The sequence below is a fragment of the Streptomyces sp. DS1-CR2 genome (assembly GCF_055760475.1).
In genome coordinates this window covers 5,497,587-5,523,128 of the sequence record NZ_CM147085.1, presented here as the reverse complement: position 1 = coordinate 5,523,128, position 25,542 = coordinate 5,497,587, and the positions used below count along the sequence as shown (strand labels likewise).

The following is a 25,542-nucleotide window of genomic DNA, read 5'->3' as shown; positions in this document are numbered from 1 at the left end:
ACCGAAGCGATCGAAATCAGACAGCTTTTGAGTTTCCGGTGATGGTGATCCGGCCGTTGCGGATGGTGGCGAGCCGGGGCGCCTTGCGGGCGATCGACGAATCGTGGGTGACCATGATGAAGGTCAGCCCGTGCTCCTTCCACATGGCCTCGAGCACGTCCATGTTCGGATAAGCCCGGGACAAGAGACCGATGAGAACTCGCGGAAACCCCGAAGGCCCGCACCCCGTCGCCGGGGTGCGGGCCTTCTGCGAGGACTGTCGGACTCAGGGCCGTCAGGCGGCCGAACCGGCCGTCCACTGCGCCCAGTCCAGGTTCCAGCCGTTGAGGCCGTTGTCGGGCTGGATGGTCTTGTCGCCCGTGTTCTTCACGACGACGACGTCACCGACCATGGAGTTGTCGTAGAACCAGGCACCCGGTGTGTTCGGGTCATCGGCACCCTTGGCGTCGGACAGGCCGACGCAGCCGTGGCTCGTGTTGGCGCCGCCGAAGATCGACTTGGCGCCCCAGTAGTTGCCGTGGATGAAGGTGCCGGAGTTCGACAGACGCATCGCGTGCGGCACGTCCTTGATGTCGTACTCGCCCTTGCCGTCGTCGTCCTTGAAGCCGACCGTCGAGCCGTCCATGCGGGTCTCCTTGAACTTCTCGGAGATCACCATCTGGCCCTGGTACGTCTTGTTCTCCGGCGAACCGGCCGAGATCGGGATGGTCTTGACGACCTTGCCGTCCCGCGTGACCGTCATGGTCTTGGTCGCCGCGTCGACGGTCGAGACCTGGTTGCGGCCGATCTTGAAGGTGACCGTCTTCTGCTGCACGCCGTAGACGCCGTCCGCACCCTGGACGCCGTCGAGGTTCAGCTTCAGCGTCACCGTGGAGCCGCCGGTCCAGTAGTCCTGGGGGCGCAGGTCGAGGCGCTGGTTGCCGAACCAGTGGCCGACGACCTCCTGGCCGCTGCTGGAGGAGACGGTGATGCCCTTCTGGACATCGGCCTTGTTCGTGATCGCCTTGTCGAAGTTGATCGAGACCGGCATGCCGACGCCGACGGTGGAGCCGTCCTCGGGCGTGAAGTTGCCGATGAAGCTGTTGGCCTGCGAGACCGTCGTGAACGAGGCGTTCTCGTGGGCCGCGCGGCCGCTGGAGTCCTTGGCCTCGGCGGCGATCTTGTAGACGGTGGCGCGCTGGAGCTGGCCCGCGGGCTTCCAGCTCTTCTTGTCAGCGGATATCTGCCCCTGGACCGCCGCGCCCTCGGCGGTCGTCATCTTCACGTTCGTGAGCGAACCCTTGCTCACGGTGACGGCAGCGGCGTTGTTGATGCTGGCGTTGTCGGAGCCGTCCTTCGGCGCGATCTTGATCAGCGCCTCCGACGTCTTCTGAGCAGCGGCCTCGTCGACGGCGGCCTGCGACTTCGTGCCGCCGCCATCGGCACCGCGGGCCTCGCTGCCACTTCCGCTGCACGCGGAGAGCACCAGCACTCCTCCGACCAGAGCGGACGCGGCCATCAGACCCTTGCGCCGCTTACTGTCCGTCATCACACGCATCTCCATCGTCGCCGATTTCCCAACAACCCCGAAGGCCCTGTGGGCCACGATCCCGCCATGCAGGAATCCCCACAGCCCATGTAACGCCATGACCGGTTCGTCCCGTTCCAATTCCGTCCCCGATGTGGGGGATGCCACGCCCGAACTGCCGTGACCAGGCATGCACCCGTGGTAACAGAACCCTCCCGATACCCCCTGTGGGACGGGAAAACCCCGGCCGGCGGTTGCCACCCGGAGCCCCGAGTCCGCGCGGTCCGAGCTGGCCCCGCATCGCACCCCAGGGGCCCGTCTCCACCTTCCCGCCTGCCCCGCGGCGTCCGGCACTAGTCGTCCGCGTCGAGAGCGTCGCCGGATTCGTCATCATCCACGTCGAGGTCCCAGTCGGGCGAATCGGGATCGTAGTCGACCTGCTCGCTGGACCAGGAGGCCTGTACGAGGTCCGTCCCAGGCACCTCGCTGACCAGGTCGAACGGGTCGACGAGATAGGCGAGTGCCTCCGCCTCGTCGTCGTTGACGGCTGCCTCGGCATGGGAGCGCTCGTCGGCCGGCATGTCATCGTCCTCGGCGATGCGCTGCAACGCGGCCCCGGTGAGGGCGGCGGTGTCCTCGATCTCCAGGACCAATTCCACGCGGAGCCGAACAAATCGTGATGTCTCAGGGGTGCTCATACGACGGAGCGTATGCCTCACCCCACCCGTGACTTTCCTGTGACCCGCACCTTTCACTAACATCGCCTCACACGGCCAATTCGCCAGCTCCACAAGGGGGATCGCTTCCGTGTCCGTCGCACGACGATCGCTGCTCACCGCCACTGCCGCCGGGACACTCCTGGCTGCTCTGTGGTTCGTTCCGTCCGCCACCGCGACGCCCGAGAAGACAGCGGAGGCAGATCAGCAGCAGACCGCGACAGCGGTACACACACAGGCCGAGGGCCAACTCCGCCTGGCCGACACGGGAACGGTCGATACGACGCCGTACGTGATCGGCGGCTCGACGTTCCTCGGGATCGGCGCCGGCTTCCTGACGTACTCGGCCAGGAAGAGCCGCGCCGCGGCCTTCTGAGGACACAAGAGCCGGGCCGCGCCCCGGGGGTGCGGCCCGGCTCGTGATTCTGTAACTCCTAGCCGGACACCCCCTAAGCCAGCGGCCCCGTGACGGGCTCCACGGCGGCAACGAGGTGCCCGCCGCGCACGAAGGCGTCGGCGGCCGCGAGGTCGGGCGCGAGGAACCGGTCGGGGCCGGGACCCTGAACTCCCGCGGCCCGTAGGGCATCGATCACGGCACGCGAGGCGGGAGCGGAGGTGAGGCCCTCCCGCAGCTCGATGCCGCGCGTGGCCGCGTACAGCTCGACGGCGACGATCCGCGTCAGGTTGTCGATCGCGGTACGCAGCTTGCGGGCTGCGGACCAGCCCATGGACACGTGGTCCTCCTGCATGGCGGAGGACGGGATGGAGTCCGCGGAGGCGGGCACGGCGAGCCGCTTCATCTCGCTGACCAGGGCGGCCTGCGTGTACTGGGCGATCATCAGGCCGGAGTCGACGCCCGCGTCGTCGGCGAGGAACGGCGGCAGGCCGTGGGACCGGTTCTTGTCGAGCAGGCGGTCGGTGCGCCGCTCGGCGATGGACCCGAGGTCGGCGGCTGCGATGGCGAGGAAGTCGAGCACGTAAGCCACGGGCGCGCCATGGAAGTTGCCGTTGGACTCCACACGCCCTCCCCCAGAGCCGAAAGCCTGGGAGGTACCCCCAGGCAGCACGACAGGGTTGTCCACGGCGGACGCCAGCTCGCGCTCGGCGACGGTCCGCGCGTGGGCCATGGTGTCCCGCCCGGCGCCGGCGACCTGCGGGGCGCAGCGCACGGAGTACGCGTCCTGCACGCGCGGCGCGTCGTCCTGGTGGTGCCCGGTGAGCTCCGAACCCTTCAGCACGGCCAGCATGTTGGCGGCGCTGGCGCCCTGCCCAGGGTGCGGCCGGATGGCGTGCAGCTCGGGGGCGAGGACCTTCTCGGTGCCGAGGAGCGCTTCGAGCGACAAGGCGGCAGTGATGTCAGCGGACTTGTACAGGTTCTCGAGATCGGCGAGCGCCATGACGAGCATGCCGAGCATGCCGTCGGTGCCGTTCAGCAGGGCGAGGCCCTCCTTCTCGCGCAGCTCGACGGGCGCGATGCCGTGGGCGGCGAGCAGCTCGCCGGCAGGGGCGAGAACACCGTCGGGCCCTTCGGCGTCGCCCTCCCCCATCAACGTGAGAGCGCAGTGGCTGAGCGGTGCGAGGTCGCCGGAGCACCCGAGGGACCCGTACTCGTGCACGACGGGCGTGATCCCGGCGTTGAGCACGTCGGCCATGGTCTGCGCGACCTCGGGCCGCACACCGGTATGTCCGGAGCAGACGGTCTTCAGGCGCAGGAACATCAGCGCCCGTACGACCTCCCGCTCGACGCGCGGGCCCATTCCCGCGGCGTGCGAGCGGACGATGTTCCGCTGCAACTGAGCCCGCAGGTCCTGGCTGATGTGCCGGGTGGCGAGCGCGCCGAACCCGGTGGATACCCCGTACACGGGTTCGGGCTTCGCGGCCAGCGCGTCCACGATCGCGCGGGCCGAGGCGAGGGCGGCCACCGCCTCTTCGGAGAGCTCGATCCGGGCATCCGCCCGCGCCACGGCGACGACATCGGCCGCGCTGACGCCGGACGTCCCCACCACCACAGTGTGCATATCCATATTCAGGAGCGTACGAGGTGAAGAGCTCAATGTCACGACCGAGTTCGGGATGGACCCCTTACGCCCCCGCGCCCCGCCCCCGGAGCCGGCGCCGCTCACCGTCGCCGACGGGGGCCGGAGGAGAGTCGGCGAGGCGCACAACGGGATCGTCGGGACCGTCCCGCCCGGCCACCACAGGCTTCACGGCCCGCAGCGCCTTGGCCCGGTACTGGGCGGCATCGGCAAGCCGGAAGAGCCGCCGCGCACTGAGCACCTCCCCGATCGGATCGCCGGTAGAAGCAATCCCACAGGCAACCCCTTCGCCCAGCTCCAACTCGGAGGCGCGCAAGCACAGTTCCTCCCCCGTCCGCACCACGTCATCGGCGTCGGGACCCACGGCCACCAGACAGAACTCGTCACCCCCGAGCCGCGCGGCCAGGGCACCCGGCAACATCGCGCCGCACAACGAGAGAACGGACCCGAACCGCTCCAGCAACCGATCCCCGACCGCATGCCCCAATGAGTCATTGACGCGCTTGAGCCCGTTCACGTCACACACGACAAGAGAAACGACATCGCCCCCGACCCGGTGCCGCTCAATGGCCTCATCGAGCCGCATATCAACGGCACGCCGATTCGCGAGACCGGTCAGGGCATCCGTGAAGGCAAGCCGCCGCGCCTCCTCGAGCCGCTCGGTCTGGGAAATGCCCGCAGCGGCAACAGCGGCGAGCACGGTGGCGAAGGCGGCATCGTGGGCGCCGAAGACCTCGGCGCCCACGGGCCGGGCGACGTACAACTCGCCCCAGGCGCGCCCGTGGAGCACGATCGGCGCGACGACACAGCAACCGCGCCCGCGCCGGCGCAGGGCGGCGACGCGCTGATGGCAGTAGCCGCCGCCCTCCACGGTCCCGGCGGCGGTCTCGACCCAGGCGCGCGGAGCACCCCCTCCCACCCACTGCTCGTGCAGGAACTCGGCGATCTCGGGGAACTGGTGCACGGGATAGGCCTCGTCCTCGGGAAACTCGGCCTCGCCCTCGGCGCGCTCCCCCACGTTCACGAGCACGCGCAGCCGCCCGCGCTCCCGCTCCCACACGGACAGAGCCGCGAAGGTGCCGGACAGAGCGCGGCAGGCCCCGAGGGCGGCGGCCCGCCAGGACTCACGCGGAGACTGCGCCGCGGCCATCCCCTGCGCCATCGCGACTACGGCCCGCAACCGGACTTCCTCTCCCATAGGCCAAGGTTAGGAAAGAAAAGCCCAAGTCGATACATTCAGGACCCATACGAGGCGAGGAATAGTCATTCACCGGGCCACTGGGGCGCCCGCTTCTCATTGAAGGCGGCAACACCTTCAGCCCGATCGCCGGAGAAGGCTACGGACCGCCAGGCGGCATCCTCGACCTCGAGGCCGGCCCGCAGGTCGAGCCCGTACCCCACCCTCAGAGCGCGCTTGGCGGCGCGAAGCCCGACAGGCGAATGGGCGGCGATGCGCCCCGCCAGCTCAAGGGCGGCCTCACGATCGTCACCCACCCCCACGACCTGATCGACAAGCCCGATTTCCAGGGCCTCCGCGGCCTCGACACGCCGCGCGGAAAAGATCAGCTCAGCAGCTCGCGCAGCCCCCACCCGCCGGGGCAACAACTGCGTACCGCCCCCACCGGGAATCACCCCCACAGACACCTCGGGCAGCCCCACGACGGCGGTCTCGTCGGCCACGATGAGATCGCAGGCGAGAGCGAGCTCGAACCCGCCGCCGAGGGCGAACCCGTGCACGGCGGCGATGACAGGCATCGGAAGCTCGAGAACACCCCCGTAGGCCCCCCGGGTCACAGGCCGCTGCCGAAGAAGCTCGGCATCGGAAAAGGAGTTCCGCTCCTTCAGATCGGCCCCCACGCAAAAGGCGCGCGCGGCAGACGAAGAAAGAACGACAACCCGAGCGCCGCCATCACCCGCCAGAGAGGCACAGGCCTCCCCCACGCTCACCGCCATGGCGCTGGACACGGCGTTCATGGCCTGGGGCCGGTCGAGGACAAGCTCGGCGACAAAGCCGTGCCGCCGCACCTCGACGAACTCTCCGAACCGCTCGCTCACAGACCCTCCCGGTTAACGACAGTTAACAACGGCAGAATCCTAGAGGGGCCGCCGCGTCAGAAGCCAGGGCTCGACGACGCCGAGCCCACGCACGGGCCGCTGCCACATGGGCTGCAGAGCAAAGCGGTACGAGGGCGCGCTCTCGCCCTCCTTCTCGGCAAGAGCGGCGGCCTCGGCCTCGGAAACGGGCGCCACACCGGCCCGCTGAAGCTCCTCGGCAAACGCACCGTCGACCAGCACGGCATCCCGAGGAGCTATCGAGGTGAGCCGGCTCGCCAGATTCACGGTCGTCCCGAAGACATCGCCCATCCGGGTCGTCACGGTCCCGAAGGCCATCCCCACCCGCACCTCGGGCATGGTCTCGTCATTGGCCATGGTCTCGATGAGCCGGAGAGCGATCTCGGCCGCGATCCCCGCGTCATCGGCGGCGTACAGCACCTCGTCGCCCAGGGTCTTGATCAACCGCCCGCCATTGGCGGCAACAAGATCGGCGGCAGTGGTCTCGAAGGCCTCGACGAGCTCCCCGAGCTCCTCTTCCTCCATACGCCGGGTGAGCCGCGTGAAGCCCACAAGGTCGGCAAACCCGACGGCAAGCCGCCGATCCACCATCTCCTCGTCATCGGCGGCCTGCACCACACGCCCCGTGGCCGCGGCCAACTGCCGCCGCCACACATAAACGAGAAACTCCTCCAGCTCGGGCAGGAGCAGTTCCATCAGGGGATACGTGACCTCGGTACGAGTCATCCCGGGCTCGGGAGGCTCGGTAAGCCCCTCCAAAAAGGAATCGATCTGCCACTCGGCGAGCCGGGCGGTGGTCTGTCCGGTGGAGCGGGCGACCTGCACGGCCATGGCCTCGCTGAGCAGCCCGGCCTCGACAAGACCGGCAAGCCGCCGCAGGGCGAGCACATCGGCCTCGGTCAGCGCCTTGGCCTGCCCGATATCGGCAAAACCCATGGCCCGCCAGAACCGGGAGGCGAGCTCCATGGACACACCGGCGCTGCGGGCGGCCTGAAACGGCGTATACCGCCGCTCCGCCCCAAGAATGAGCCCCTCGAGCCGGAGGGCAAGCGGATCCTCACCGCCGGCACCGTCCTCGACAGACTCGATGTCGGATGGGGTGCCCGCGCCGGAGCCCGAGTCGTCGACGGTCACGCCTGCTGCCCTTCCGATCTGCCACGGTCATGTATCGACCGGCCTCAACTTTACGGCAGGTGTGCCGCAGCTCACTCCCCCCAGCACACACGAGTCCCGCCCCCCACCCAAGTACAAACCGAAAGGACACGCCCCACCGCACCGGAGGCCTGGAGCCCCCACCGGCGATCAGTCGCGTACGTGACAGGGCCCAAGACAGCGAAGCCCCACCGGACGGCCAGGCGCCGACGAGACAGGAGGGGACGTGGGGGCATGTGCGCGCGGAGCCACCAGCACCACGTACAGGCAATCAGCTCGCCAACGTGCACCCGTAGAACAGCGAGCACGTACATGCCCCGCGACCCCGCACCCAAAAACGCACCTGGCGAGCACGCACCGAGCCCGCACCCGGCAACGAAGCCGACCAGCCCCCCACCGAGTCGGCACCCGAAACGAACCCCAGCGCTGCCCCCGGCCCGCACCGGAAGAGCCCCGTCAGCCCCCCGCCCGCAGATGAACGATGTCCCCCGCCCCCACAGGCTGCTGCACCCCGCCCTCAGAGGCGATGACCAGCCGCCCGTCCCCGTCAACGGCAACCGCCTCCCCCACCAGCTCCTGCCCCCCAGGAAGCTCGGCCCGCACCTTCCGCCCGAGCGTCGCGCACCCCGCCGCATAGGTCTCCTGAAGCCGCGACACGGCAGGATCCCCACCCGCGGCGCGCCAGTCCACGAACCGCTCCTCCAGCGACCGGAGAACGGCCCGCAGCAACGGGTCCCGGTCGGTGGAAACGGCCCCGGCCAGGGCAAGCGACCCGGCCCCCGGCACAGGCAGCTCGTCGGCGCGCAGCGAAACGTTGAGCCCGATCCCGACGACCACACCGTCCCCGGCCCGCTCGGCGAGGATGCCCCCGGCCTTGCGTTCCTCGTCGCCGACATTCACCAGCAGGTCGTTGGGCCACTTGAGGGCGGTGTCGACCCCGGCGGCCCGCGCGAGCCCCGTCGCGACGGCCACCCCGGTGAGCAGCGGCAGCCACCCCCACCGATGCACGGGCACATCGGCGCCGGGCTTCAGGAAGACGGAGAAGAAGAGCCCGGACCGCGCAGGAGCGGTCCACTGCCGGTCGAGCCGCCCGCGCCCGGCGCTCTGCGACTCGGCGACGAGGACGGCCCCTTCCTCGGCCTTGCCGGCCAGGGCGAGGGCAACGAGATCGGAGTTGGTGGACCCGGTGGCGGGCACAACATCGACGGAGGACCAGAGCCCGCCACGCACAAGGGCGCGCCGCAGGGCGGCGGCGTTCAACGGCGGCCGGTCCAGGTCCGACCACTGCTGACCGTCGTTCGCGTCGGAGGGATCGTCTGAAGCATTTCGGGGCGTCATGCAACCCACCCTAGGTGTGGTAAACGCCGCACTGCCGAACGGTATCCACGCCACTACGCTACGAGCCAGTAGCCACAGGGTCAGGCCTCAACCCCCGCCTCGCCGCCCCACCGCACCGCCGCGCCACATCGCCCCGCACCGTCCTCACGTCCCCATTGAGCAGCCAGGGAGCCGCATCCCGATGTCCGTTCCGGAAGAGCCCAACGTGTCCAGCGCCATCGACATCCACACGACCGCGGGAAAGCTCGCGGACCTGCAGCGCCGGATCGAAGAGGCCACACACGCCGGCTCCGCGCGCGCGGTGGAGAAGCAGCACGCGAAGGGCAAACTGACGGCCCGTGAACGCATCGAACTGCTCCTGGACGAAGGCTCGTTCGTAGAACTCGACGAATTCGCCCGCCACCGCTCCACCGCCTTCGGCCTGGACGACAACAAGCCCTACGGCGACGGCGTCGTCACCGGCTACGGCACCGTCGAAAACCGCCCGGTAGCCGTCTTCTCCCAGGACTTCACCGTCTTCGGCGGAGCCCTCGGCGAGGTCTACGGCCAGAAAATCATCAAGGTGATGGACTTCGCCCTCAAAACCGGCTGCCCCGTCATCGGCATCAACGACTCCGGCGGCGCCCGCATCCAGGAAGGCGTCATGGCACTGGGCATGTACGGCGAGATCTTCCGCCGCAACACCCACGCCTCCGGCGTCATCCCCCAGATCAGCCTCGTCGTCGGCCCCTGCGCCGGCGGCGCCGTCTACTCCCCCGCCATCACCGACTTCACCGTCATGGTCGACCAGACCAGCCACATGTTCATCACCGGCCCCGACGTCATCAAAACCGTCACCGGCGAGGACGTCGGCTTCGAGGAACTCGGCGGAGCCCGCACCCACAACACCACCTCCGGCGTCGCGCACCACATGGCAGGCGACGAAAAGACGCCATCGAATACGTCAAAACCCTCCTGTCCTACCTCCCCTCCAACAACCTGTCCGAGCCACCGGCCTTCCCCGAGGAAGCCGACCTGGCCCGCACCCCCGAGGACGACGAACTCGACACCCTCGTCCCCGACAGCGCCAACCAGCCCTACGACATGCACACCGTCATCGAGCACGTCCTGGACGACGCCGAGTTCTTCGAGACACAGCCGCTGTTCGCCCCGAACATCCTCACCGGATACGGCCGCGTCGAGGGCCGCCCCGTCGGCATCGTCGCCAACCAGCCCCTGCAGTTCGCCGGCTGCCTGGACATCGACGCCTCCGAAAAAGCAGCACGCTTCGTACGCACCTGCGACGCGTTCAACGTCCCCGTGATCACCTTCGTCGACGTCCCCGGCTTCCTGCCCGGCGTCGACCAGGAACACACCGGCATCATCCGCCGCGGCGCCAAACTCATCTACGCCTACGCCGAAGCCACCGTCCCCCTCATCACCGTGATCACCCGCAAGGCGTTCGGCGGCGCCTACGACGTCATGGGCTCCAAACACCTGGGCGCCGACCTCAACCTGGCCTGGCCCACCTCCCAGATCGCGGTCATGGGCGCCCAGGGAGCGGTCAACATCCTGCACCGCCGCACCATCGCCGCCGCCCCCGAGACCGAGCAGGAAGCAACCCGCCACCGCCTCATCCAGGAATACGAGGACACCCTCCTCAACCCCTACACCGCGGCCGAACGCGGCTACATCGACGCCGTCATCATGCCCGCCGACACCCGCGCCCACATCGTCCGCGGCCTGCGCCAGCTCCGCACCAAACGCGAAACCCTCCCGCCCAAGAAGCACGGCAACATCCCGCTCTAGCCCCAGGACCCAGCCGCCAAAAAGAGCCGCCGAAAGAGCCGCCCGAAAGGACCCCACCAATGATGATCAAGGTCGTCAGGGGCAACCCCACCCCCGAGGAGCTGGCCGCCGCACTGGCGGTGGTCCAGGCCCGCGCCGCGGCGGCGACCACCACCCCGCCCGGCGCGACAGCCACCCGCGACGCATGGGCGGACCCGGCAAGGCTGGCGCAGGCGCGCCGCCCGTCCCCGGGCCCCACGAGCTGGGCGCGCACGTACTGGCCTGCGTAGTCCGCAGGTGGGGGTGCGCCTGAGTACGCGTACTCAGGCGCACCGCGCGGCGGGGCAGCAGTATCGAATCCATGCTGTGGTCAGACCCCGAGAACGAGCCCCCCGAGGAGCTGCGCGAAACCGAGGCGATGCTCCGCCGAGCGGGCTTCGTGCTCGCGGTGGCGATGGTGATTGCGATGCTGGTCCTGGGAATCGTGTAGTTGCCCCGGACCGAGCGCGCCCGCCTGCCCATATGTGGAACCCTGACCGCATGAGTGATCCCCACGTGAGCACCCCCGTGAGCACCCGCCGCCGTCTCGTCCTCGCCTCCCGGTCCCCGGCCAGACTGGCCCTGTTGCGCCAGGCGGGCCTGGCCCCCGAGGTGCTGGTCAGCGGGGTCGACGAGGATGCCGTGTCCGCCCCCACCCCGGCCGAACTGGCCCTGGCGCTCGCGGAGGCGAAGGCGTCCGTGGTCGCGGCGAAGCCGGAGGTGCACGGCGCGCTGGTGATCGGCTGCGACTCGGTCCTCGACATCGACGGCCAGGCACTCGGCAAGCCCGCGGACGCCGAGGAGGCCACGGCGCGCTGGAAGTCGATGCGGGGCCGCGCGGGCACCCTGCAGACGGGCCACTGCGTGTACGACACGGCGGTGAACCGCTACGCGTCGGCGACGGCCTCGACAGTGGTCCGGTTCGGTGAGCCGAGCGACGCGGAGATCGCCGCGTACGTGGCCTCGGGCGAGCCGCTCCACGTGGCGGGCGCGTTCACGCTGGACGGCCGCTCGGCCCCGTTCATCGACGGCATCGACGGCGACCACGGGAACGTGATCGGCCTGTCGATGCCGCTGCTGCGCCGCCTGCTGGCCCAACTGGGCGTGAACATCACGGACTTGTGGGCGGACTGACCGCCCACACCCACCCGGCTCAGACGGGCTGAGGCGCCCCGCCCCCCTCGGCCGGACCCGCAGGGGCGTCACCCGCACCCGCTCCCGCGCCCTCCCCCTGCTCCTTGCGGTCATAAGCGACCAGGGTGAGCACGATGAGGCCGAGCACGACCATCATGAAGACGAACGCGAGCCAGCCGACCAGGCCGACGCTGAACGCCCCGAGCAGCCCGTGCACGACAGCCGCGCTGATCAGCAGGATGCGGCCGAAGCCGGCCGGCCCGCGGTCACGCACGGCGATGCGTACGAGGACGACCGCGCACAGCGCGAGATAGAGGCCGAAGAGCGCGCCGGCTATCCAGGCGGAGACGGACATGGCGCGGGGGTCGAGCCCGGCCAGGGACATGTCCTGGCGGTCGACGACCAGCCCCAGGAACCAGTTGAGCAGGGCGATGCCGATCGCCTCCGCGAAGAGCACGATCGCGGCCACCCATGCCACCGGTCTGCGTGCCACCGGAACCCCACCCACTTTCGACTGCCGTTACCCCTAGTACGTCCGGGACAACGCGAACGCTACTAACGGGTAAACCGCGGGACAAGGGGTCTGCCCAAGGCAAAGAATCATTGGGCCATTCGTAGGGACTCCACAAAGAATCCTGGAGTGCCGCAGCGCCGTCGCACAGAGACCTAGCCCACTCTGGCGGGCTAGGGTTCGAAGAGGGAAGGCTGCGTACCCGGGCGCAACAAGGGGTTTCACCACTTGAGCGCGCCTCGAATAGCACTCCGTGTGGGCAAGCTCACTCATGGGGACGGGTCGAAAGCCCGTGTCGGCAGTCCCTAAACTCGGCTTGTTTCAAGGAGGGAGCCATCGTGCGCAAGGTGCTCATCGCCAACCGTGGCGAAATCGCTGTCCGCGTGGCCCGGGCGTGCCGGGATGCCGGTATCGCGAGCGTTGCCGTTTACGCGGAACCGGACCGGGACGCTTCGCATGTCCGGGCGGCGGACGAGGCGTTCGCGTTGGGCGGTGACACCCCGGCCACCAGCTATCTCGACATGGCGAAGGTGCTGCAGGCCGCCAAGGACTCCGGCGCGGACGCCATCCACCCCGGCTACGGATTCCTGTCGGAGAACGCGGAGTTCGCCCAGGCCGTCCTGGACGCCGGCCTGATCTGGATCGGCCCGCCCCGCAGGCCATCCGCGACCTCGGCGACAAGGTCGCCGCCCGGCACATCGCCCAGCGCGCCGGCGCCCCCCTGGTCGCCGGCACCCCGGACCCGTATCCGGCTCCGACGAAGTCGTCGCGTTCGCCCGCGAACACGGCCTGCCCATCGCCATCAAGGCCGCCTTCGGCGGCGGCGGCCGCGGCCTCAAGGTCGCCCGCACCCTCGAAGAGGTCCCCGAGCTCTACGACTCCGCCGTACGCGAAGCCGTCGCAGCCTTCGGCCGCGGCGAATGCTTCGTCGAGCGCTACCTCGACAAACCCCGCCACGTCGAGACCCAGTGCCTGGCCGACACCCACGGCAACGTGGTCGTCGTCTCCACCCGCGACTGCTCACTGCAGCGCCGCCACCAAAAACTCGTCGAGGAAGCCCCCGCCCCCTTCCTCACCCAGGCCCAGAACGAGCAGCTCTACACCGCCTCCAAAGCCATCCTCAAGGAAGCCGGCTACGTCGGCGCCGGCACCGTCGAATTCCTCGTCGGCATGGACGGCACCATCTCCTTCCTCGAGGTCAACACCCGCCTCCAGGTCGAACACCCCGTCACCGAAGAAGTCGCCGGCATCGACCTCGTACGCGAGATGTTCCGCATCGCCGACGGCGAAGCACTCGGCTACGACGACCCCGCCCTGCGCGGCCACTCCTTCGAGTTCCGCATCAACGGCGAAGACCCCGGCCGCGGCTTCCTGCCCGCCCCCGGCACCGTCACCCGCTTCGCACCCCCCACCGGCCCCGGCATCCGCCTCGACGCGGGCGTCGAGACCGGCAGCGTGATCGGCCCCGCCTGGGACTCCCTCCTCGCCAAACTGATCGTCACCGGCGCCACCCGCGAACAAGCCCTGCAACGCGCCGCCCGCGCCCTGGCCGAGTTCGAGGTCGAGGGCATGGCCACCGCCATCCCCTTCCACCGCGCCGTCGTCACCGACCCGGCCTTCACCAGCGACCCCTTCACCATCCACACCCGCTGGATCGAGACCGAGTTCGTCAACGAGATCAAGCCCTTCGCCGCCACCCCCGACACCGACCACGACGAGGAAACCGGCCGCGAGACCGTCGTCGTCGAGGTCGGCGGCAAACGCCTCGAGGTCTCCCTGCCCTCCTCGCTCGGCATGTCCCTGGCCCGCACCGGCCTCGCCGCCGGCGCCAAACCCAAACGGCGCGCCGCCAAGAAGTCCGGCCCCGCCGCCTCCGGCGACACCCTCGCCTCCCCCATGCAGGGCACCATCGTCAAGATCGCCGTCGAAGAAGGCCAGGAAGTCAAGGAAGGCAACCTCGTCGTCGTCCTCGAAGCCATGAAAATGGAACAGCCCCTCAACGCCCACCGCACCGGCACCATCAAGGGCCTCAGCGCCGAGATCGGCGCCTCCATCACCTCCGGCGCCACCATCTGCGAGATCAAGGACTGACCCTGATCTGCTGTCAGAGCACCTGACGCGAACGCCCGGCGGACCGGAAGACGGTCCACCGGGCGTTCGCGTTATTCCGGTCCGTGGTCCGGCCGTCGCGCGATCAGGCATCCTGGAGAGCGCGCGCACGACCAGGGAGGACCGATGACGACCGGCACGGACCAGACGGACCGGCCACGCCCGGCCCCTTCCGTACGCCCTATGCGGGCGGACGCACGCCGGAACTACGAGCGACTGCTCGCACAGGCGCGTACGGCGTTCGCGGAGCACGGCACGGGCGCGTCCCTGGAGGACGTGGCGCGGCGCGCGGGCGTCGGCATCGGGACGCTCTACCGGCACTTCCCGAACCGGCACGCGCTGATGAGCGCGGTCTTCGAGGACGCGGTGAATGATCTCCTTGCACGCTCGCGGGCGCTGCTCGCGGACCCGCAGCCATGCTCGGCGCTCGTGGCATGGCTGCGCGACATCATCACTCATGCGGGTGAGTACCGCGGGCTCTCACGCGCCCTCATGTCGGCGTCGCACGACGCCGGTTCGGCCCTGTCGCGGTGCAGTACGCCGATGCGCGAGGCGGGCCAGGCCCTGCTGTCCAGGGCGCAGCGGGCAGGTGCCGTACGCGCGGACGTGTCGATCGGCGATCTGCTTCAGCTGACCAACGCGATCGCGCTGGCGGCGGAGGAGACCCCGGACGACCCGGAGCTGGCAGACCGGCTGCTACGGCTGACGCTGCGAGGCATCACAGCGGGCTAGGACTGCGCCCCGCGGCCGTCGACCGGCCCCGACAACACGCAGCCATACCCAGAAGGGCTCAGCCCCGCACGGAGTGCTGCTCAGCGCCGCCGGAGGTCGGCCACCCTTGCCGCGCGCTCAGGTGCCTGGTCGAGGGCGGAAGCGCTGCGCAGCTGGGGACCGCCCGGGAGCTGGGTGCGGCGCTGGCCCGGCAGAGGTACGTCCCGGCGCGCCTGCCGCGCCGGGACGGGATCTCCCCCCGCCGGCCCGGTTCCGGTCGCCGAGGCTCCGGCGATCGCGATCTGCACCCCCTGGTCGGCGAGTGCCTGGAGTTCGGTGACGGCGCGGTCGTCGTGGCCGGGCGGTTCGTCCGTCACGAGACGCGTGATCACATCGGTCGGCACCGTCTGGAACATCGTGTCGGTGCCGAGCTTGGAGTGGTCGGCGAGGACGACGACCTCGGCCGCGGCCTGCACCAGCGCGCGGTCGACCGAGGCCGACAGCATGTTGGACGTGGAGAGGCCGCGTTCGGCGGTCAGACCACTGCCGGAGAGGAAGGCGCGGGTGACTCTGAGTCCCTGGAGGGACTGCTCGGCCCCGCTGCCCACGAGTGCGTAGTTGGAACCGCGCAGAGTGCCGCCCGTCATGACGACCTCGACCCTGTTGGCATGGGCCAACGCCTGTGCCACCAGAAGGGAGTTGGTGACGACGGTCAGCCCGGGGACGCGCGCGAGCCGACGGGCCAGCTCCTGCGTGGTCGTACCCGCTCCCACCACAATGGCTTCGCCTTCTTCGACGAGGCCCGCGGCGAGGTCGGCGATGGCCGTCTTCTCTGCGGTCGCGAGATGTGACTTCTGCGGAAAGCCGGACTCCCGCGTGAATCCGCCCGGCAATACCGCACCGCCATGCCGGCGGTCGAGGAGTCCTTCTGCCTCCAGTGCGCGCACGTCCCGCCGTACGGTCACTTCGGAGGTCTGGACGACGCGGGCGAGCTCCCGGAGCGATACCGCTCCATTGGCCCGCACCATTTCGAGGATCAATTGACGACGTTCTGCAGCGAACACGAAACTGACAGTAACCCCAACGACCGTCTGCTTTCAGCAGTTTGCGCCGAATTACAGAAGTTGTTCGCACGGCATGACAGGAAGTGGTATAGACGCCTATCTCCCGCGCCTATGCCCGCCGCATGGGCGGCAACAGGCTGTGACCTGCGGGAAGTTGATCGTGTCCGGTGAAAGCGCGGCCGTCAGGCTTCGTCGGCCGTCTTCCGCGTATGCAGTTGACGCGCCACCTCGGCGATCGAGCCCGAAAGTGACGGGTACACGGTGAACGCCTTCGCGATCTGCTCGACCGTCAGGTTGTTGTCGACCGCGATCGAGATGGGATGGATCAGTTCGCTCGCGCGCGGAGCGACGACCACACCGCCCACCACGATGCCCGTGCCGGGCCGGCAGAAGATCTTGACGAAGCCGTCGCGGATGCCCTGCATCTTGGCGCGCGGGTTGCGCAGCAGCGGCAGCTTCACCCCGCGGGCGTCGATCTTGCCGGCGTCGACGTCGGCCTGCGTGTAGCCGACCGTGGCGATCTCGGGGTCGGTGAAGACGTTCGAGGAGACCGTCTTGAGGTTCAGCGGGGCCACCGCGTCGCCGAGGAAGTGGTAGACGGCGATGCGGCCCTGCATGGCGGCCACGGAGGCGAGCGCGAAGACGCCGGTCACGTCACCGGCGGCGTACACGCCGGGCGCGGTGGTCCTGGAGACCTTGTCGGTCCAGATGTGCCCGGAGTCCTTGAGCCTGACCCCGGCCTCCTCCAGGCCCATCCCGCTGCTGTTCGGGATGGCGCCGACAGCCATCAGGCAGTGGGTGCCGGAGATGACGCGGCCGTCGGAGAGGGTGACCTCGACGCGGTCGCCGACGCGCTTGGCGGACTGGGCGCGCGAGCGGGCCATGACGTTCATGCCGCGGCGGCGGAAGACGTCCTCGAGGACGGCGGCGGCGTCCGGGTCCTCGCCGGGCAGGACGCGGTCGCGGCTGGACACGAGGGTGACGCGCGAGCCGAGGGCCTGGTAGGCGCCGGCGAACTCGGCGCCTGTGACACCGGAACCGACCACGATGAGCTCCTCGGGGAGCTCGTCGAGGTCGTAGACCTGGGTCCAGTTGAGGATGCGCTCGCCGTCGGGCTGGGCGTCGGGCACCTCGCGCGGGTGGCCGCCGGTGGCGATCAGGACGGCGTCGGCGGTGAGGGTCTCCTCGGTGCCGTCGGCGGTGCGCACGACGACCTTGCGGGAGCCGTCGGCGGCCTGCTGGCCCTCCAGGCGGCCGCGGCCGCGCATCACGCGGGCGCCGGCCCGGGTGACGGACGCGGTGATGTCGTGGGACTGGGCGAGCGCGAGACGCTTCACACGCCGGTTGACCTTGCCGAGGTCCACACCGACGACCCGCGCGGGGCTGTCGATGTGCGGGGTGTCGTCGGCGACGATGATCCCCAGCTCCTCGTACGACGAGTCGAAGGTGGTCATCACCTCGGCCGTCGCGATCAGGGTCTTGGACGGGACGCAGTCGGTGAGCACCGACGCCCCGCCCAGGCCGTCGCAGTCGACGACGGTCACCTCCGCGCCGAGCTGGGCAGCCACGAGGGCCGCCTCATATCCGCCAGGTCCGCCACCGATGATCACGATCCGAGTCACGTACTCCATTGTCCCGCACGCTTCAAGTGCTTTCGCCCCCGGGGCCTCCGTCCGTGCGCGTCCCACGTCGGAGGGGTCTTGTGTTACAGGAGAGACCCCGGCCGCACCTGCCGTACCCTCGACCACATGTCGCTCTACGCCGCATACGCAAGCAATCTCGACGCGCGGCTGATGACGCGCCGCGCACCGCACTCGCCGATGCGCGCGACGGGCTGGCTCAGCGGCTGGCGGCTGACGTTCGGGGGCGAGCACATGGGCTGGGAGGGCGCGCTCGCGACCCTCGTCGAGGCGCCCCGCTCGCAGGTCTTCGTCGCGCTGTACGACATCGCGCCGATGGACGAGGACTCCATGGACCGCTGGGAGGGCGTGGGGCTCGACATCTACCGGCGCATGCGCGTACGCGTGGACACTCTGGAGGGTGAGGAACCCGCCTGGGTGTACGTGCTCAACGGGTACGAGGGCGGCTTCCCCTCGGCCCGCTATCTCGGCGAGCTGGCGGACGCGGCGGAGTCGGCCGGAGCCCCGCACGACTACGTGATGGAACTGCGCAAGCACCCCTGCTGAGCGGGCTTCGTCGGAAACGACAAGACAACGATCGCGTTCCCGTGAGGTCTGTCATCTACGCGCGTAGGACCGAACCGGCTACCCTCGATCGCGTGAACGCATCTGTTACTCCGGACAACATCCAGGGCGCCACCCGATTCGATCCCCGGGTCGCCGCCGACGCCGCCGCCTCGCGCCTGCGCGAGCTCACGGGCGCCGACACCCACGACGTCGCCCTCGTGATGGGTTCCGGCTGGGCACCGGCCGTGGACGCCCTCGGCACCCCCGAGGCCGAGTTCCCCGTCACCGAGCTGCCCGGCTTCCCGCCGCCGGCCGTCGAGGGCCACGGCGGAAAGATCCGCTCGTACAAGATCGGTGACAAGCGCGCCCTCGTCTTCCTCGGCCGCACGCACTACTACGAGGGCCGCGGTGTCGCGTCCGTCGCGCACGGCGTCCGTACCGCCGTCGCCGCGGGCTGCAAGACCATCGTGCTGACCAACGGCTGTGGCGGTCTGCGGGAGGGCATGCGCCCCGGTCAGCCGGTCCTGATCAGCGACCACCTGAACCTCACGGCGACGTCGCCCATCGTCGGCGCGAACTTCGTCGACCTCACGGACCTGTACTCCCCGCGCCTGCGCACCCTGTGCAAGGAGATCGACCCCTCCCTCGAAGAGGGCGTCTACGCGCAGTTCCCCGGCCCGCACTACGAGACGCCCGCCGAGATCCGCATGGCCCGCACGATCGGCGCGGACCTCGTCGGCATGTCGACGGTTCTCGAGGCCATCGCGGCCCGCGAGGCGGGCGCCGAGGTGCTCGGCATCTCCCTCGTCACGAACCTGGCGGCAGGCATGACGGGCGAGCCCCTCAACCACGAAGAGGTGCTCCAGGCCGGCCGCGACTCCGCCACCCGCATGGGCGAGCTCCTGGGCAAGGTCCTGGACCGCATCTGATCCCGTAGAGACACGCGAGAGGCTGGACGAACCGTGACCTTGCAGGACACCGAACTGCTCGCCAGGGCCGAGGCCTGGCTGGCCGAGGACCCCGACCCGGAGACCCGCGAGGAGCTGGCGAAGCTCATCGGGAGCGCCGACACCGCTGCGCTCGCCGAGCGCTTCGCCGGCACGCTCCAGTTCGGCACCGCGGGTCTGCGCGGCGAGCTCGGCGCGGGCCCCATGCGGATGAACCGCTCCGTGGTCATCCGCGCGGCGGCGGGCCTCGCGGCGTACCTCAGGAGCAAGGGCGAGGCGGGCGGCCTGGTCGTCGTCGGGTACGACGCGCGCCACAAGTCGGCGGACTTCGCTCGGGACACGGCGGCCGTCATGACGGGCGCCGGCCTGCGCGCCGCGGTGCTGCCGCGCCCGCTGCCCACCCCGGTCCTGGCCTTCGCCATACGGCACCTGGGCGCGGTCGCGGGCGTGGAGGTCACGGCCAGCCACAACCCGCCCCGCGACAACGGCTACAAGGTCTACCTGGGCGACGGCTCCCAGATCGTGCCGCCCGCGGACGCCGGGATCGCGGCCGAGATCGCGGCGATCCGCACCCTCCACGACGTACCCCGCCCGGACTCCGGCTGGGAAACGCTCGGCGAGGACGTCCTGGAGGCCTACCTGGCCCGCACGGACGCGGTCCTGTCCCCGGACTCCCCGCGCACGGCGCGCACGGTCTACACGGCGATGCACGGCGTCGGCAAGGACACCCTGCTCGCCGCGTTCGCACGAGCGGGCTTCCCCGAGCCGACTCTCGTGGCCGAGCAGGCGGACCCGGACCCGGACTTCCCGACGGTGGCGTTCCCGAACCCGGAAGAACCGGGCGCGATGGACCTGGCTTTCGCGACAGCCGGCGAAGCCGCCCCCGACCTGATCATCGCGAACGACCCGGACGCGGACCGCTGCGCGGTAGCCGTGAAAGACGACGAAGACTGGCGCATGCTGCGAGGCGACGAGGTGGGGGCGCTGCTGGCGGCCCACCTGGTGGCACGAGGAGCAAGGGGCGTGTTCGCGGAGTCGATCGTCTCGTCCTCCCTGCTCGGCCGCATCGCCGAAGCAGCCGGCCTCCCCTACGAGGAAACCCTGACCGGCTTCAAGTGGATCGCCCGGGTGGACGGCCTGCGCTACGGCTACGAGGAGGCGCTCGGCTACTGCGTCGACCCCGAGGGCGTACGCGACAAGGACGGCATCACGGCGGCGCTGCTCGTCACGGAACTGGCGTCGACGCTCAAGGAGCAGGGCCGCACCCTGCTGGACGCGCTGGACGACCTGGCGATGGCTCACGGCCTGCACGCCACGGACCAGCTGTCCGTGAGGGTCGACGACCTCGCGATCATCGCGAAGGCCATGCGCACACTCCGCGAGACCCCGCCGGCCGAACTGGCAGGGCTCTCCGTCGTACGGGCGGAGGACCTGACCCACGGCACAAGCACCCTCCCGCCCACGGACGGCCTGCGCTACACGCTGGACGGCGAGTACCGAGCCCGGGTCATCGTCCGCCCGAGCGGCACAGAGCCCAAGCTGAAGTGCTACTTGGAAGCGGTAATCCCCGTGGCGAACCGCTCAGACCTCCCCTCCGCCCGGGCAGAGGGCACGCGGGTACTGAACGCAATCAAGCAAGACCTGTCGACAGCGGCGGGAATCTGAAAAAGGGCAAGCGAAAGGCCGGGGTCGAAAACCGACCCCGGCCTTTCCCGTACCTGTCCGGTACCTGAGCTCAAGCTCAGCCAATCACCAGCAGAACGGCCATCAGGACCGCCCCCACAACGACAGGCGCAACAATCTCGTAGGCCCAGCGGATCGAAGGCTCGCCCTGCGCGGACGGCTTGCCGGCACACTCCCGGGCCAGCTCCCGAAGCTCGTCCAACGATTGGTCGCCGGCGGCCTTGCGGGGCACGGAATCGGCGGCCCCGACCAGCCCCTTGTCCTTACGCCCACCCGTGCGCCGATTGGCCTTCTTACGAGCGCGCATGGAGACCGGAATGGCCCAGAGCTGGTATTTGTCCCCACCCTCGGTGAAGACCTCGCTGGAGTAACTGGCCCGCAGGTCCGCAACCGAGGCCCAGGGCAGGGTGATCACGCGGAAAGGATTACGAATACGCAGCCGGTCCTCATTCGCGTACACCGCGGGCCGGACCGTGAACGCGACGACGAGCGGCACGACGAAAAGCAGCCCCGCGACGGCCAGCCAGGCGGTACGTGCGTCACCGTTGACCACGGCGTCGAAACCGAGCCAGGCCCCCATCACGAGCAACAGAACGCCGCCGGCGATGCCGGCGGGAGAACGGTAGGCCCGCTCGGCGGCCACGGGTTCCGTGACGGAGGGCTGGGATTCCGGGGTCTTCATACACCGATTCTGCCTGACGCCGAGAAGAACAGTCAGTACGGGCGACGGAACGAACCGGCACTGAGCCGCGTACGAGACGGGAACCGGAGCGAGAAGCTCCACCGGCGGTCAGCCGCGCACGAGACGAGAACCGGAGCGAGAAGCTCCACCGGCGGTCAGCCGCGCACGAGACGGGAACCGGAGCGAGAAGCCCCACCGGCGGTCAGCCGCGCACGAGACGGGAGGGGACGTGGGGGCATGTGCGCGCGGAGCCACCAGCACCACACTCCGTGGCATGGGACCGGCAACGAAGACCCGTAGAACAGCGAGCACGTACATGCCCCCGCGGCCCCGTACCCAAAAACGCACCTCAGCGGCAAGCCCCCCGAGAGCCGCACCCAAAAACGCACCTCAGCGGCAAGCCCCCCGAGAGCCGCACCCAAAAACGCACCCCAGCGGCAAGCCCCCGAGACCCGCACCCAAAACGAACCCCAGCGGCAACCCCGAGACCCGCACCCGACCACACGCCCCCACCACGAACCGACCGCTAACCACCCTCCCCCTGTACAGCAGCTACGCGCGTAGATATGCTCCCCTCGTGACCATGCCCACTGCACCCGCACCCGCATTCGCCGACGCGGTCGCTTCGGACCGTTCGCTGCGTCGCTTCCTTCACGGGCTGCCCGGGGTCGACACGGTCGGCCTGGAGGCTCGCGCCGCGTCCCTAGGCACGCGGTCGATCAAGACCACGGCCAAGGCGTACGCCATCGACCTGGCGATCTCGATGATCGACCTGACGACCCTCGAAGGCGCCGACACGGCCGGCAAGGTCCGCGCGCTCGGCGCGAAGGCCGTGCACCCGGACCCCACCGACCGTACGACTCCCCGCACAGCCGCCGTCTGCGTCTATCCGGACATGGTGGCGACGGCCAAGGAGGCCGTGGCCGGGAGTGACGTGAAGGTCGCCTCCGTGGCCACCGCGTTCCCGGCGGGCCGCGCCGCCCTGGAGGTGAAGCTCGGGGACGTCCGCGAGGCGGTCGCCGCCGGCGCGGACGAGATCGACATGGTCATCGACCGCGGAGCGTTCCTCGCGGGCCACTACCTGAAGGTGTACGAGGAGATCGTCGCCGTGAAGGGGGCCTCGGGCGCCGCACGCCTGAAGGTCATCTTCGAGACGGGCGAGCTGTCGACATACGACAACATCCGGCGGGCGAGCTGGCTGGGCATGATGGCCGGGGCGGACTTCATCAAGACGTCGACCGGCAAGGTCGGGGTGAACGCCACCCCGGCCAACACCCTGCTCATGCTGCAAGCGGTACGTGACTTCCGCGAGCAGACGGGCGTACAGGTAGGCGTGAAGCCCGCCGGAGGCATCCGGACGACCAAGGACGCGCTCAAGTTCCTCGTGCTGGTCAACGAGACCGCCGGAGGCGACTGGCTGGACAACCACTGGTTCCGCTTCGGCGCTTCGAGCCTGCTCAACGACCTGTTGATGCAGCGTCAGAAGCTGAGCACCGGCCGCTACTCCGGCCCCGACTACGTGACGGTGGACTGACCCATGACGTTCGAGTACGCACCCGCACCGGAGTCCCGCTCCGTCGTCGACATCGCCCCCAGCTACGGCCTGTTCATCGACGGAGAGTTCGCCGAGGCGGCCGACGGCAAGGTCTTCAAGACGGTGAGCCCGTCGACGGAGGAGGTCCTCTCCGAGATCGCCCAGGCGGGCGAGGCGGACGTGGACCGCGCAGTGAAGGCCGCCCGCAAGGCGTTCGAGAAGTGGTCGGCGCTGCCGGGCGCGGAGCGCGCGAAGTACCTGTTCCGGATCGCGCGGATCATCCAGGAGCGCAGCCGCGAGCTCGCGGTCCTGGAGACGCTGGACAACGGCAAGCCGATCAAGGAGACGCGCGACGCGGACCTCCCCCTGGTGGCGGCGCACTTCTTCTACTACGCGGGCTGGGCGGACAAGCTCGGCCACGCGGGCTTCGGCCCGAACCCGGCGCCGCTGGGCGTCGCGGGCCAGGTCATCCCGTGGAACTTCCCGCTGCTGATGCTGGCGTGGAAGATCGCCCCGGCACTGGCGACGGGCAACACGGTCGTCCTGAAGCCGGCCGAGACGACCCCCCTGTCCGCCCTGTTCTTCGCGGACATCTGCCGCCAGGCGGGTCTGCCCAAGGGCGTGGTGAACATCCTCCCGGGCTACGGAGACGCGGGCGCGGCCCTCACGGCACACCCCGACGTGAACAAGGTCGCCTTCACCGGCTCGACGGCAGTCGGCAAGGCGATCGCCCGCCAGGTGGCCGGCACGGACAAGAAGGTCACGCTCGAACTGGGCGGCAAGGGCGCGAACATCGTCTTCGACGACGCGCCCGTCGACCAGGCGGTCGAGGGCATCGTCACGGGCATCTTCTTCAACCAGGGCCAGGTCTGCTGCGCGGGCTCGCGCCTCCTGGTCCAGGAGTCGGTGGCGGACGAGGTACTGGACGCGCTGAAGCGCCGCCTCACCACGCTGCGCCTGGGCGACCCCCTGGACAAGAACACCGACATCGGCGCGATCAACTCCGCGGAGCAGCTCGCGAGGATCAAGGCGCTGGCGCAGACGGGCGAGGCCGAGGGTGCGGAGCGCTGGTCGGCGCCGTGCGAACTCCCGGACAACGGCTACTGGTTCGCGCCGACGCTCTTCACGAACGTCACGCAGGCGCACACGATCGCGCGGGACGAAATCTTCGGCCCGGTGCTGTCCGTCCTCACGTTCCGCACTCCGGAGGAGGCGGTGGCGAAGGCGAACAACACACAGTACGGGCTCTCGGCCGGCATCTGGACGGAGAAGGGCTCGCGCATCCTCGCGGTCGCGAACAAGCTCCGGGCGGGCGTCGTCTGGGCCAACACGTTCAACAAGTTCGACCCGACCTCGCCGTTCGGCGGCTACAAGGAGTCGGGGCACGGCCGCGAGGGCGGCCGCCACGGCCTGGAGGCATACCTCGCCCCGTCGAGCCCGGAGGGCACGCGATAAATGAGCACGGTTGAGCGACTCACAGTCCTGAAGACCTACAAGCTGTACGTGGGCGGGAAGTTCCCGCGTTCCGAGAGCGGCCGGGTGTACGAGGTGTCGGACTCGAAGGGCAAGTGGCTGGCGAACGCCCCGCTGTCGTCCCGCAAGGACGCGCGTGACGCGGTAGTCGCGGCGCGCAAGGCGTTCGGCGGCTGGGCGGGCGCGACGGCATACAACCGCGGGCAGGTGCTCTACCGCGTGGCGGAGATGCTGGAGGGCCGCCGCGACCAGTTCGTGCAAGAGGTGGCGGACGCCGAGGGCCTGTCGAAGTCCAAGGCGGCGGCGGTCGTGGACGCGGCGATCGACAGGTGGGTCTGGTACGCGGGCTGGACGGACAAGATCGGCCAGGTCGTGGGCGGGGCGAACCCGGTCGCGGGCCCGTTCTTCAACCTGTCCACGCCCGAGCCGACCGGAGTGGTGGCCGTGCTGGCCCCGCAGAAGTCGTCGTTCCTGGGTCTGGTCTCGGTGATCGCCCCGGTGATCGCGACGGGCAATACGGCCGTGGTGATCGCGAGCGAGACGTCCCCGCTGCCGGCGCTGTCGCTCGGCGAGGTGCTCGCCACGTCCGACGTGCCGGGCGGTGTGGTGAACGTGCTGTCCGGCAGGACGGCGGAGATCGCCGCGCCGCTGGCCGCGCACCAGGACGTGAACGCGATCGACCTGACGGGCGCGGACGCCGACCTGGCCCGTGACCTGGAGATCGCGGCGGCGGACAACCTGAAGCGCGTGCGCCGTCCCCAGGCTGTGGACACGGACTGGACGACGGACCCGGGCACGGACCGGCTCACGTCGTTCCTGGAAACGAAGACGGTGTGGCACCCGACGGGTTCGCTCGGCGCATCGGGCTCTTCGTACTAGC

Annotated in this window: 23 protein-coding genes and 3 pseudogenes; 14 read left to right on the top strand and 12 right to left on the bottom strand. The window is 69.8% G+C overall.

From position 1 onward, the window contains the following. Positions 1–16 precede the first annotated feature (16 nt). From ACY0PA_RS26535 to ACY0PA_RS26525, 3 genes and pseudogenes are all read right to left on the bottom strand, one after another. Positions 17–163 (bottom strand): annotated as a pseudogene (locus ACY0PA_RS26535) (ABC transporter ATP-binding protein); the annotation flags it as partial. Between the two features lie 111 nt (positions 164–274). Next, positions 275–1,543 (bottom strand): L,D-transpeptidase, encoded by a 1,269-nt coding sequence (locus ACY0PA_RS26530; protein WP_473080119.1) that lies wholly within the window; start codon positions 1,541–1,543, stop codon positions 275–277. Positions 1,544–1,860: 317 nt separating this feature from the next. Continuing rightward, on the bottom strand, positions 1,861–2,205 hold the full coding sequence (locus ACY0PA_RS26525; protein WP_473080118.1) for a hypothetical protein: 345 nt from the start codon (positions 2,203–2,205) through the stop codon (positions 1,861–1,863). Positions 2,206–2,314: 109 nt separating this feature from the next. On the opposite strand from ACY0PA_RS26525, the gene ACY0PA_RS26520 reads away from it, so the two are divergent. Further along, on the top strand, positions 2,315–2,599 hold the full coding sequence (locus tag ACY0PA_RS26520; protein ID WP_100598261.1) for a hypothetical protein: 285 nt from the start codon (positions 2,315–2,317) through the stop codon (positions 2,597–2,599). Between the two features lie 73 nt (positions 2,600–2,672). Here the strand turns inward: ACY0PA_RS26520 and hutH are convergent, their stop codons facing one another. The 5 genes from hutH to ACY0PA_RS26495 form a co-directional block, all read right to left on the bottom strand. Next, positions 2,673–4,241, bottom strand: a complete 1,569-nt coding sequence (gene hutH, locus ACY0PA_RS26515; RefSeq protein ID WP_473086437.1) for a histidine ammonia-lyase — start codon at positions 4,239–4,241, stop codon at positions 2,673–2,675. 64 nt (positions 4,242–4,305) lie between these two features. Further along, positions 4,306–5,457, bottom strand: a complete 1,152-nt coding sequence (locus ACY0PA_RS26510) for a GGDEF domain-containing protein (RefSeq protein WP_473080117.1) — start codon at positions 5,455–5,457, stop codon at positions 4,306–4,308. A 65-nt stretch (positions 5,458–5,522) separates the two neighbouring features. After that, positions 5,523–6,314, bottom strand: coding sequence for an enoyl-CoA hydratase/isomerase family protein (locus ACY0PA_RS26505; RefSeq protein WP_473080116.1), 792 nt, complete (start codon positions 6,312–6,314; stop codon positions 5,523–5,525). 39 nt (positions 6,315–6,353) lie between these two features. Then, positions 6,354–7,466: an adenylate/guanylate cyclase domain-containing protein gene (locus ACY0PA_RS26500; protein ID WP_473080115.1), complete on the bottom strand. Its 1,113-nt coding sequence runs from the start codon at positions 7,464–7,466 to the stop codon at positions 6,354–6,356. Positions 7,467–7,940: 474 nt separating this feature from the next. Then, complete coding sequence (locus tag ACY0PA_RS26495; protein WP_473080114.1) at positions 7,941–8,822, bottom strand: biotin--[acetyl-CoA-carboxylase] ligase; 882 nt, start codon at positions 8,820–8,822, stop codon at positions 7,941–7,943. Here ACY0PA_RS26495 and ACY0PA_RS26490 point away from each other — a divergent pair. From ACY0PA_RS26490 to ACY0PA_RS26470, 5 genes and pseudogenes are all read left to right on the top strand, one after another. Next, a pseudogene (locus tag ACY0PA_RS26490) lies at positions 8,821–9,831 on the top strand (acyl-CoA carboxylase subunit beta); the annotation flags it as partial. The gene ACY0PA_RS26495 and the pseudogene ACY0PA_RS26490 overlap by 2 nt on opposite strands. A 74-nt stretch (positions 9,832–9,905) precedes the next feature. Continuing rightward, the gene (locus ACY0PA_RS26485; protein ID WP_473080113.1) at positions 9,906–10,610 is read left to right on the top strand and encodes an acyl-CoA carboxylase subunit beta; all 705 of its coding nucleotides are present in this window, start codon (positions 9,906–9,908) and stop codon (positions 10,608–10,610) included. Positions 10,611–10,669: 59 nt separating this feature from the next. After that, positions 10,670–10,879, top strand: coding sequence for an acyl-CoA carboxylase epsilon subunit (locus ACY0PA_RS26480; RefSeq protein WP_473080112.1), 210 nt, complete (start codon positions 10,670–10,672; stop codon positions 10,877–10,879). 71 nt (positions 10,880–10,950) lie between these two features. Continuing rightward, on the top strand, positions 10,951–11,079 hold the full coding sequence (gene mmpB, locus ACY0PA_RS26475; protein ID WP_473080111.1) for a morphogenic membrane protein MmpB: 129 nt from the start codon (positions 10,951–10,953) through the stop codon (positions 11,077–11,079). A gap of 50 nt (positions 11,080–11,129) precedes the next feature. After that, a complete protein-coding gene (locus tag ACY0PA_RS26470) occupies positions 11,130–11,762 on the top strand; it encodes a Maf family protein (protein WP_473080110.1) in 633 nt (210 codons plus the stop codon). A 19-nt stretch (positions 11,763–11,781) separates the two neighbouring features. Here ACY0PA_RS26470 and ACY0PA_RS26465 read toward each other — a convergent pair whose 3' ends face one another. After that, entirely contained in the window at positions 11,782–12,255 is a 474-nt protein-coding gene (locus ACY0PA_RS26465; protein ID WP_473080109.1) for a hypothetical protein, read from the bottom strand. Positions 12,256–12,611: 356 nt separating this feature from the next. Here ACY0PA_RS26465 and ACY0PA_RS26460 point away from each other — a divergent pair. Together ACY0PA_RS26460 and ACY0PA_RS26455 are read left to right on the top strand one after the other, a co-directional pair. Then, positions 12,612–14,364, top strand: a pseudogene (locus ACY0PA_RS26460) (acetyl/propionyl/methylcrotonyl-CoA carboxylase subunit alpha). Positions 14,365–14,565: 201 nt separating this feature from the next. Beyond that, positions 14,566–15,114 carry a TetR/AcrR family transcriptional regulator gene (locus tag ACY0PA_RS26455; RefSeq protein ID WP_454403645.1) on the top strand — a complete coding sequence of 183 codons (549 nt, stop codon included), beginning with the start codon at positions 14,566–14,568 and terminating at the stop codon, positions 15,112–15,114. A gap of 80 nt (positions 15,115–15,194) precedes the next feature. Here ACY0PA_RS26455 and ACY0PA_RS26450 read toward each other — a convergent pair whose 3' ends face one another. Together ACY0PA_RS26450 and ACY0PA_RS26445 are read right to left on the bottom strand one after the other, a co-directional pair. Then, a complete protein-coding gene (locus ACY0PA_RS26450; protein WP_473080108.1) occupies positions 15,195–16,157 on the bottom strand; it encodes a DeoR/GlpR family DNA-binding transcription regulator in 963 nt (320 codons plus the stop codon). Between the two features lie 182 nt (positions 16,158–16,339). Next, on the bottom strand, positions 16,340–17,788 hold the full coding sequence (locus ACY0PA_RS26445; RefSeq protein WP_266560809.1) for an NAD(P)H-quinone dehydrogenase: 1,449 nt from the start codon (positions 17,786–17,788) through the stop codon (positions 16,340–16,342). Between the two features lie 117 nt (positions 17,789–17,905). Here ACY0PA_RS26445 and ACY0PA_RS26440 point away from each other — a divergent pair, with 117 nt between their 5' ends. From ACY0PA_RS26440 to ACY0PA_RS26430, 3 genes are all read left to right on the top strand, one after another. After that, complete coding sequence (locus ACY0PA_RS26440; RefSeq protein WP_100594702.1) at positions 17,906–18,343, top strand: gamma-glutamylcyclotransferase family protein; 438 nt, start codon at positions 17,906–17,908, stop codon at positions 18,341–18,343. 92 nt (positions 18,344–18,435) lie between these two features. Then, entirely contained in the window at positions 18,436–19,272 is an 837-nt protein-coding gene (locus ACY0PA_RS26435; protein ID WP_100594703.1) for a purine-nucleoside phosphorylase, read from the top strand. Between the two features lie 39 nt (positions 19,273–19,311). Then, on the top strand, positions 19,312–20,955 hold the full coding sequence (locus ACY0PA_RS26430) for a phospho-sugar mutase (RefSeq protein ID WP_473086436.1): 1,644 nt from the start codon (positions 19,312–19,314) through the stop codon (positions 20,953–20,955). Between the two features lie 76 nt (positions 20,956–21,031). Here the strand turns inward: ACY0PA_RS26430 and ACY0PA_RS26425 are convergent, their stop codons facing one another. Then, positions 21,032–21,655, bottom strand: a complete 624-nt coding sequence (locus ACY0PA_RS26425; protein WP_473080107.1) for a PH domain-containing protein — start codon at positions 21,653–21,655, stop codon at positions 21,032–21,034. A 583-nt stretch (positions 21,656–22,238) separates the two neighbouring features. Here ACY0PA_RS26425 and deoC point away from each other — a divergent pair. From deoC to ACY0PA_RS26410, 3 genes are read left to right on the top strand one after another with little or no spacing between them, the layout of a single operon-like run. After that, positions 22,239–23,189, top strand: a complete 951-nt coding sequence (deoC, locus tag ACY0PA_RS26420; protein ID WP_473086435.1) for a deoxyribose-phosphate aldolase — start codon at positions 22,239–22,241, stop codon at positions 23,187–23,189. A 3-nt stretch (positions 23,190–23,192) separates the two neighbouring features. Beyond that, complete coding sequence (locus ACY0PA_RS26415; protein ID WP_473080106.1) at positions 23,193–24,644, top strand: aldehyde dehydrogenase family protein; 1,452 nt, start codon at positions 23,193–23,195, stop codon at positions 24,642–24,644. Continuing rightward, a complete protein-coding gene (locus tag ACY0PA_RS26410; RefSeq protein WP_473080105.1) occupies positions 24,645–25,541 on the top strand; it encodes an aldehyde dehydrogenase family protein in 897 nt (298 codons plus the stop codon). The last annotated feature ends 1 nt before the right edge of the window (position 25,542 follow it).

Coding starts and splice junctions, on each gene's coding strand:
- ACY0PA_RS26530 (WP_473080119.1), bottom strand. CDS start 1,543: ATGGAGATGCGTGTGATGACGGACAGTAAGCGGCGCAAGGGTCTGATG.
- ACY0PA_RS26525 (WP_473080118.1), bottom strand. CDS start 2,205: ATGAGCACCCCTGAGACATCACGATTTGTTCGGCTCCGCGTGGAATTG.
- hutH (WP_473086437.1), bottom strand. CDS start 4,241: ATGCACACTGTGGTGGTGGGGACGTCCGGCGTCAGCGCGGCCGATGTC.
- ACY0PA_RS26510 (WP_473080117.1), bottom strand. CDS start 5,457: ATGGGAGAGGAAGTCCGGTTGCGGGCCGTAGTCGCGATGGCGCAGGGG.
- ACY0PA_RS26495 (WP_473080114.1), bottom strand. CDS start 8,822: ATGACGCCCCGAAATGCTTCAGACGATCCCTCCGACGCGAACGACGGT.
- ACY0PA_RS26485 (WP_473080113.1), top strand. CDS start 9,906: ATGCACACCGTCATCGAGCACGTCCTGGACGACGCCGAGTTCTTCGAG.
- ACY0PA_RS26480 (WP_473080112.1), top strand. CDS start 10,670: ATGATGATCAAGGTCGTCAGGGGCAACCCCACCCCCGAGGAGCTGGCC.
- mmpB (WP_473080111.1), top strand. CDS start 10,951: ATGCTGTGGTCAGACCCCGAGAACGAGCCCCCCGAGGAGCTGCGCGAA.
- ACY0PA_RS26470 (WP_473080110.1), top strand. CDS start 11,130: ATGAGTGATCCCCACGTGAGCACCCCCGTGAGCACCCGCCGCCGTCTC.
- ACY0PA_RS26455 (WP_454403645.1), top strand. CDS start 14,566: ATGCGGGCGGACGCACGCCGGAACTACGAGCGACTGCTCGCACAGGCG.
- ACY0PA_RS26445 (WP_266560809.1), bottom strand. CDS start 17,788: ATGGAGTACGTGACTCGGATCGTGATCATCGGTGGCGGACCTGGCGGA.
- ACY0PA_RS26440 (WP_100594702.1), top strand. CDS start 17,906: ATGTCGCTCTACGCCGCATACGCAAGCAATCTCGACGCGCGGCTGATG.
- ACY0PA_RS26425 (WP_473080107.1), bottom strand. CDS start 21,655: ATGAAGACCCCGGAATCCCAGCCCTCCGTCACGGAACCCGTGGCCGCC.
- deoC (WP_473086435.1), top strand. CDS start 22,239: ATGCCCACTGCACCCGCACCCGCATTCGCCGACGCGGTCGCTTCGGAC.
- ACY0PA_RS26415 (WP_473080106.1), top strand. CDS start 23,193: ATGACGTTCGAGTACGCACCCGCACCGGAGTCCCGCTCCGTCGTCGAC.
- ACY0PA_RS26410 (WP_473080105.1), top strand. CDS start 24,645: ATGAGCACGGTTGAGCGACTCACAGTCCTGAAGACCTACAAGCTGTAC.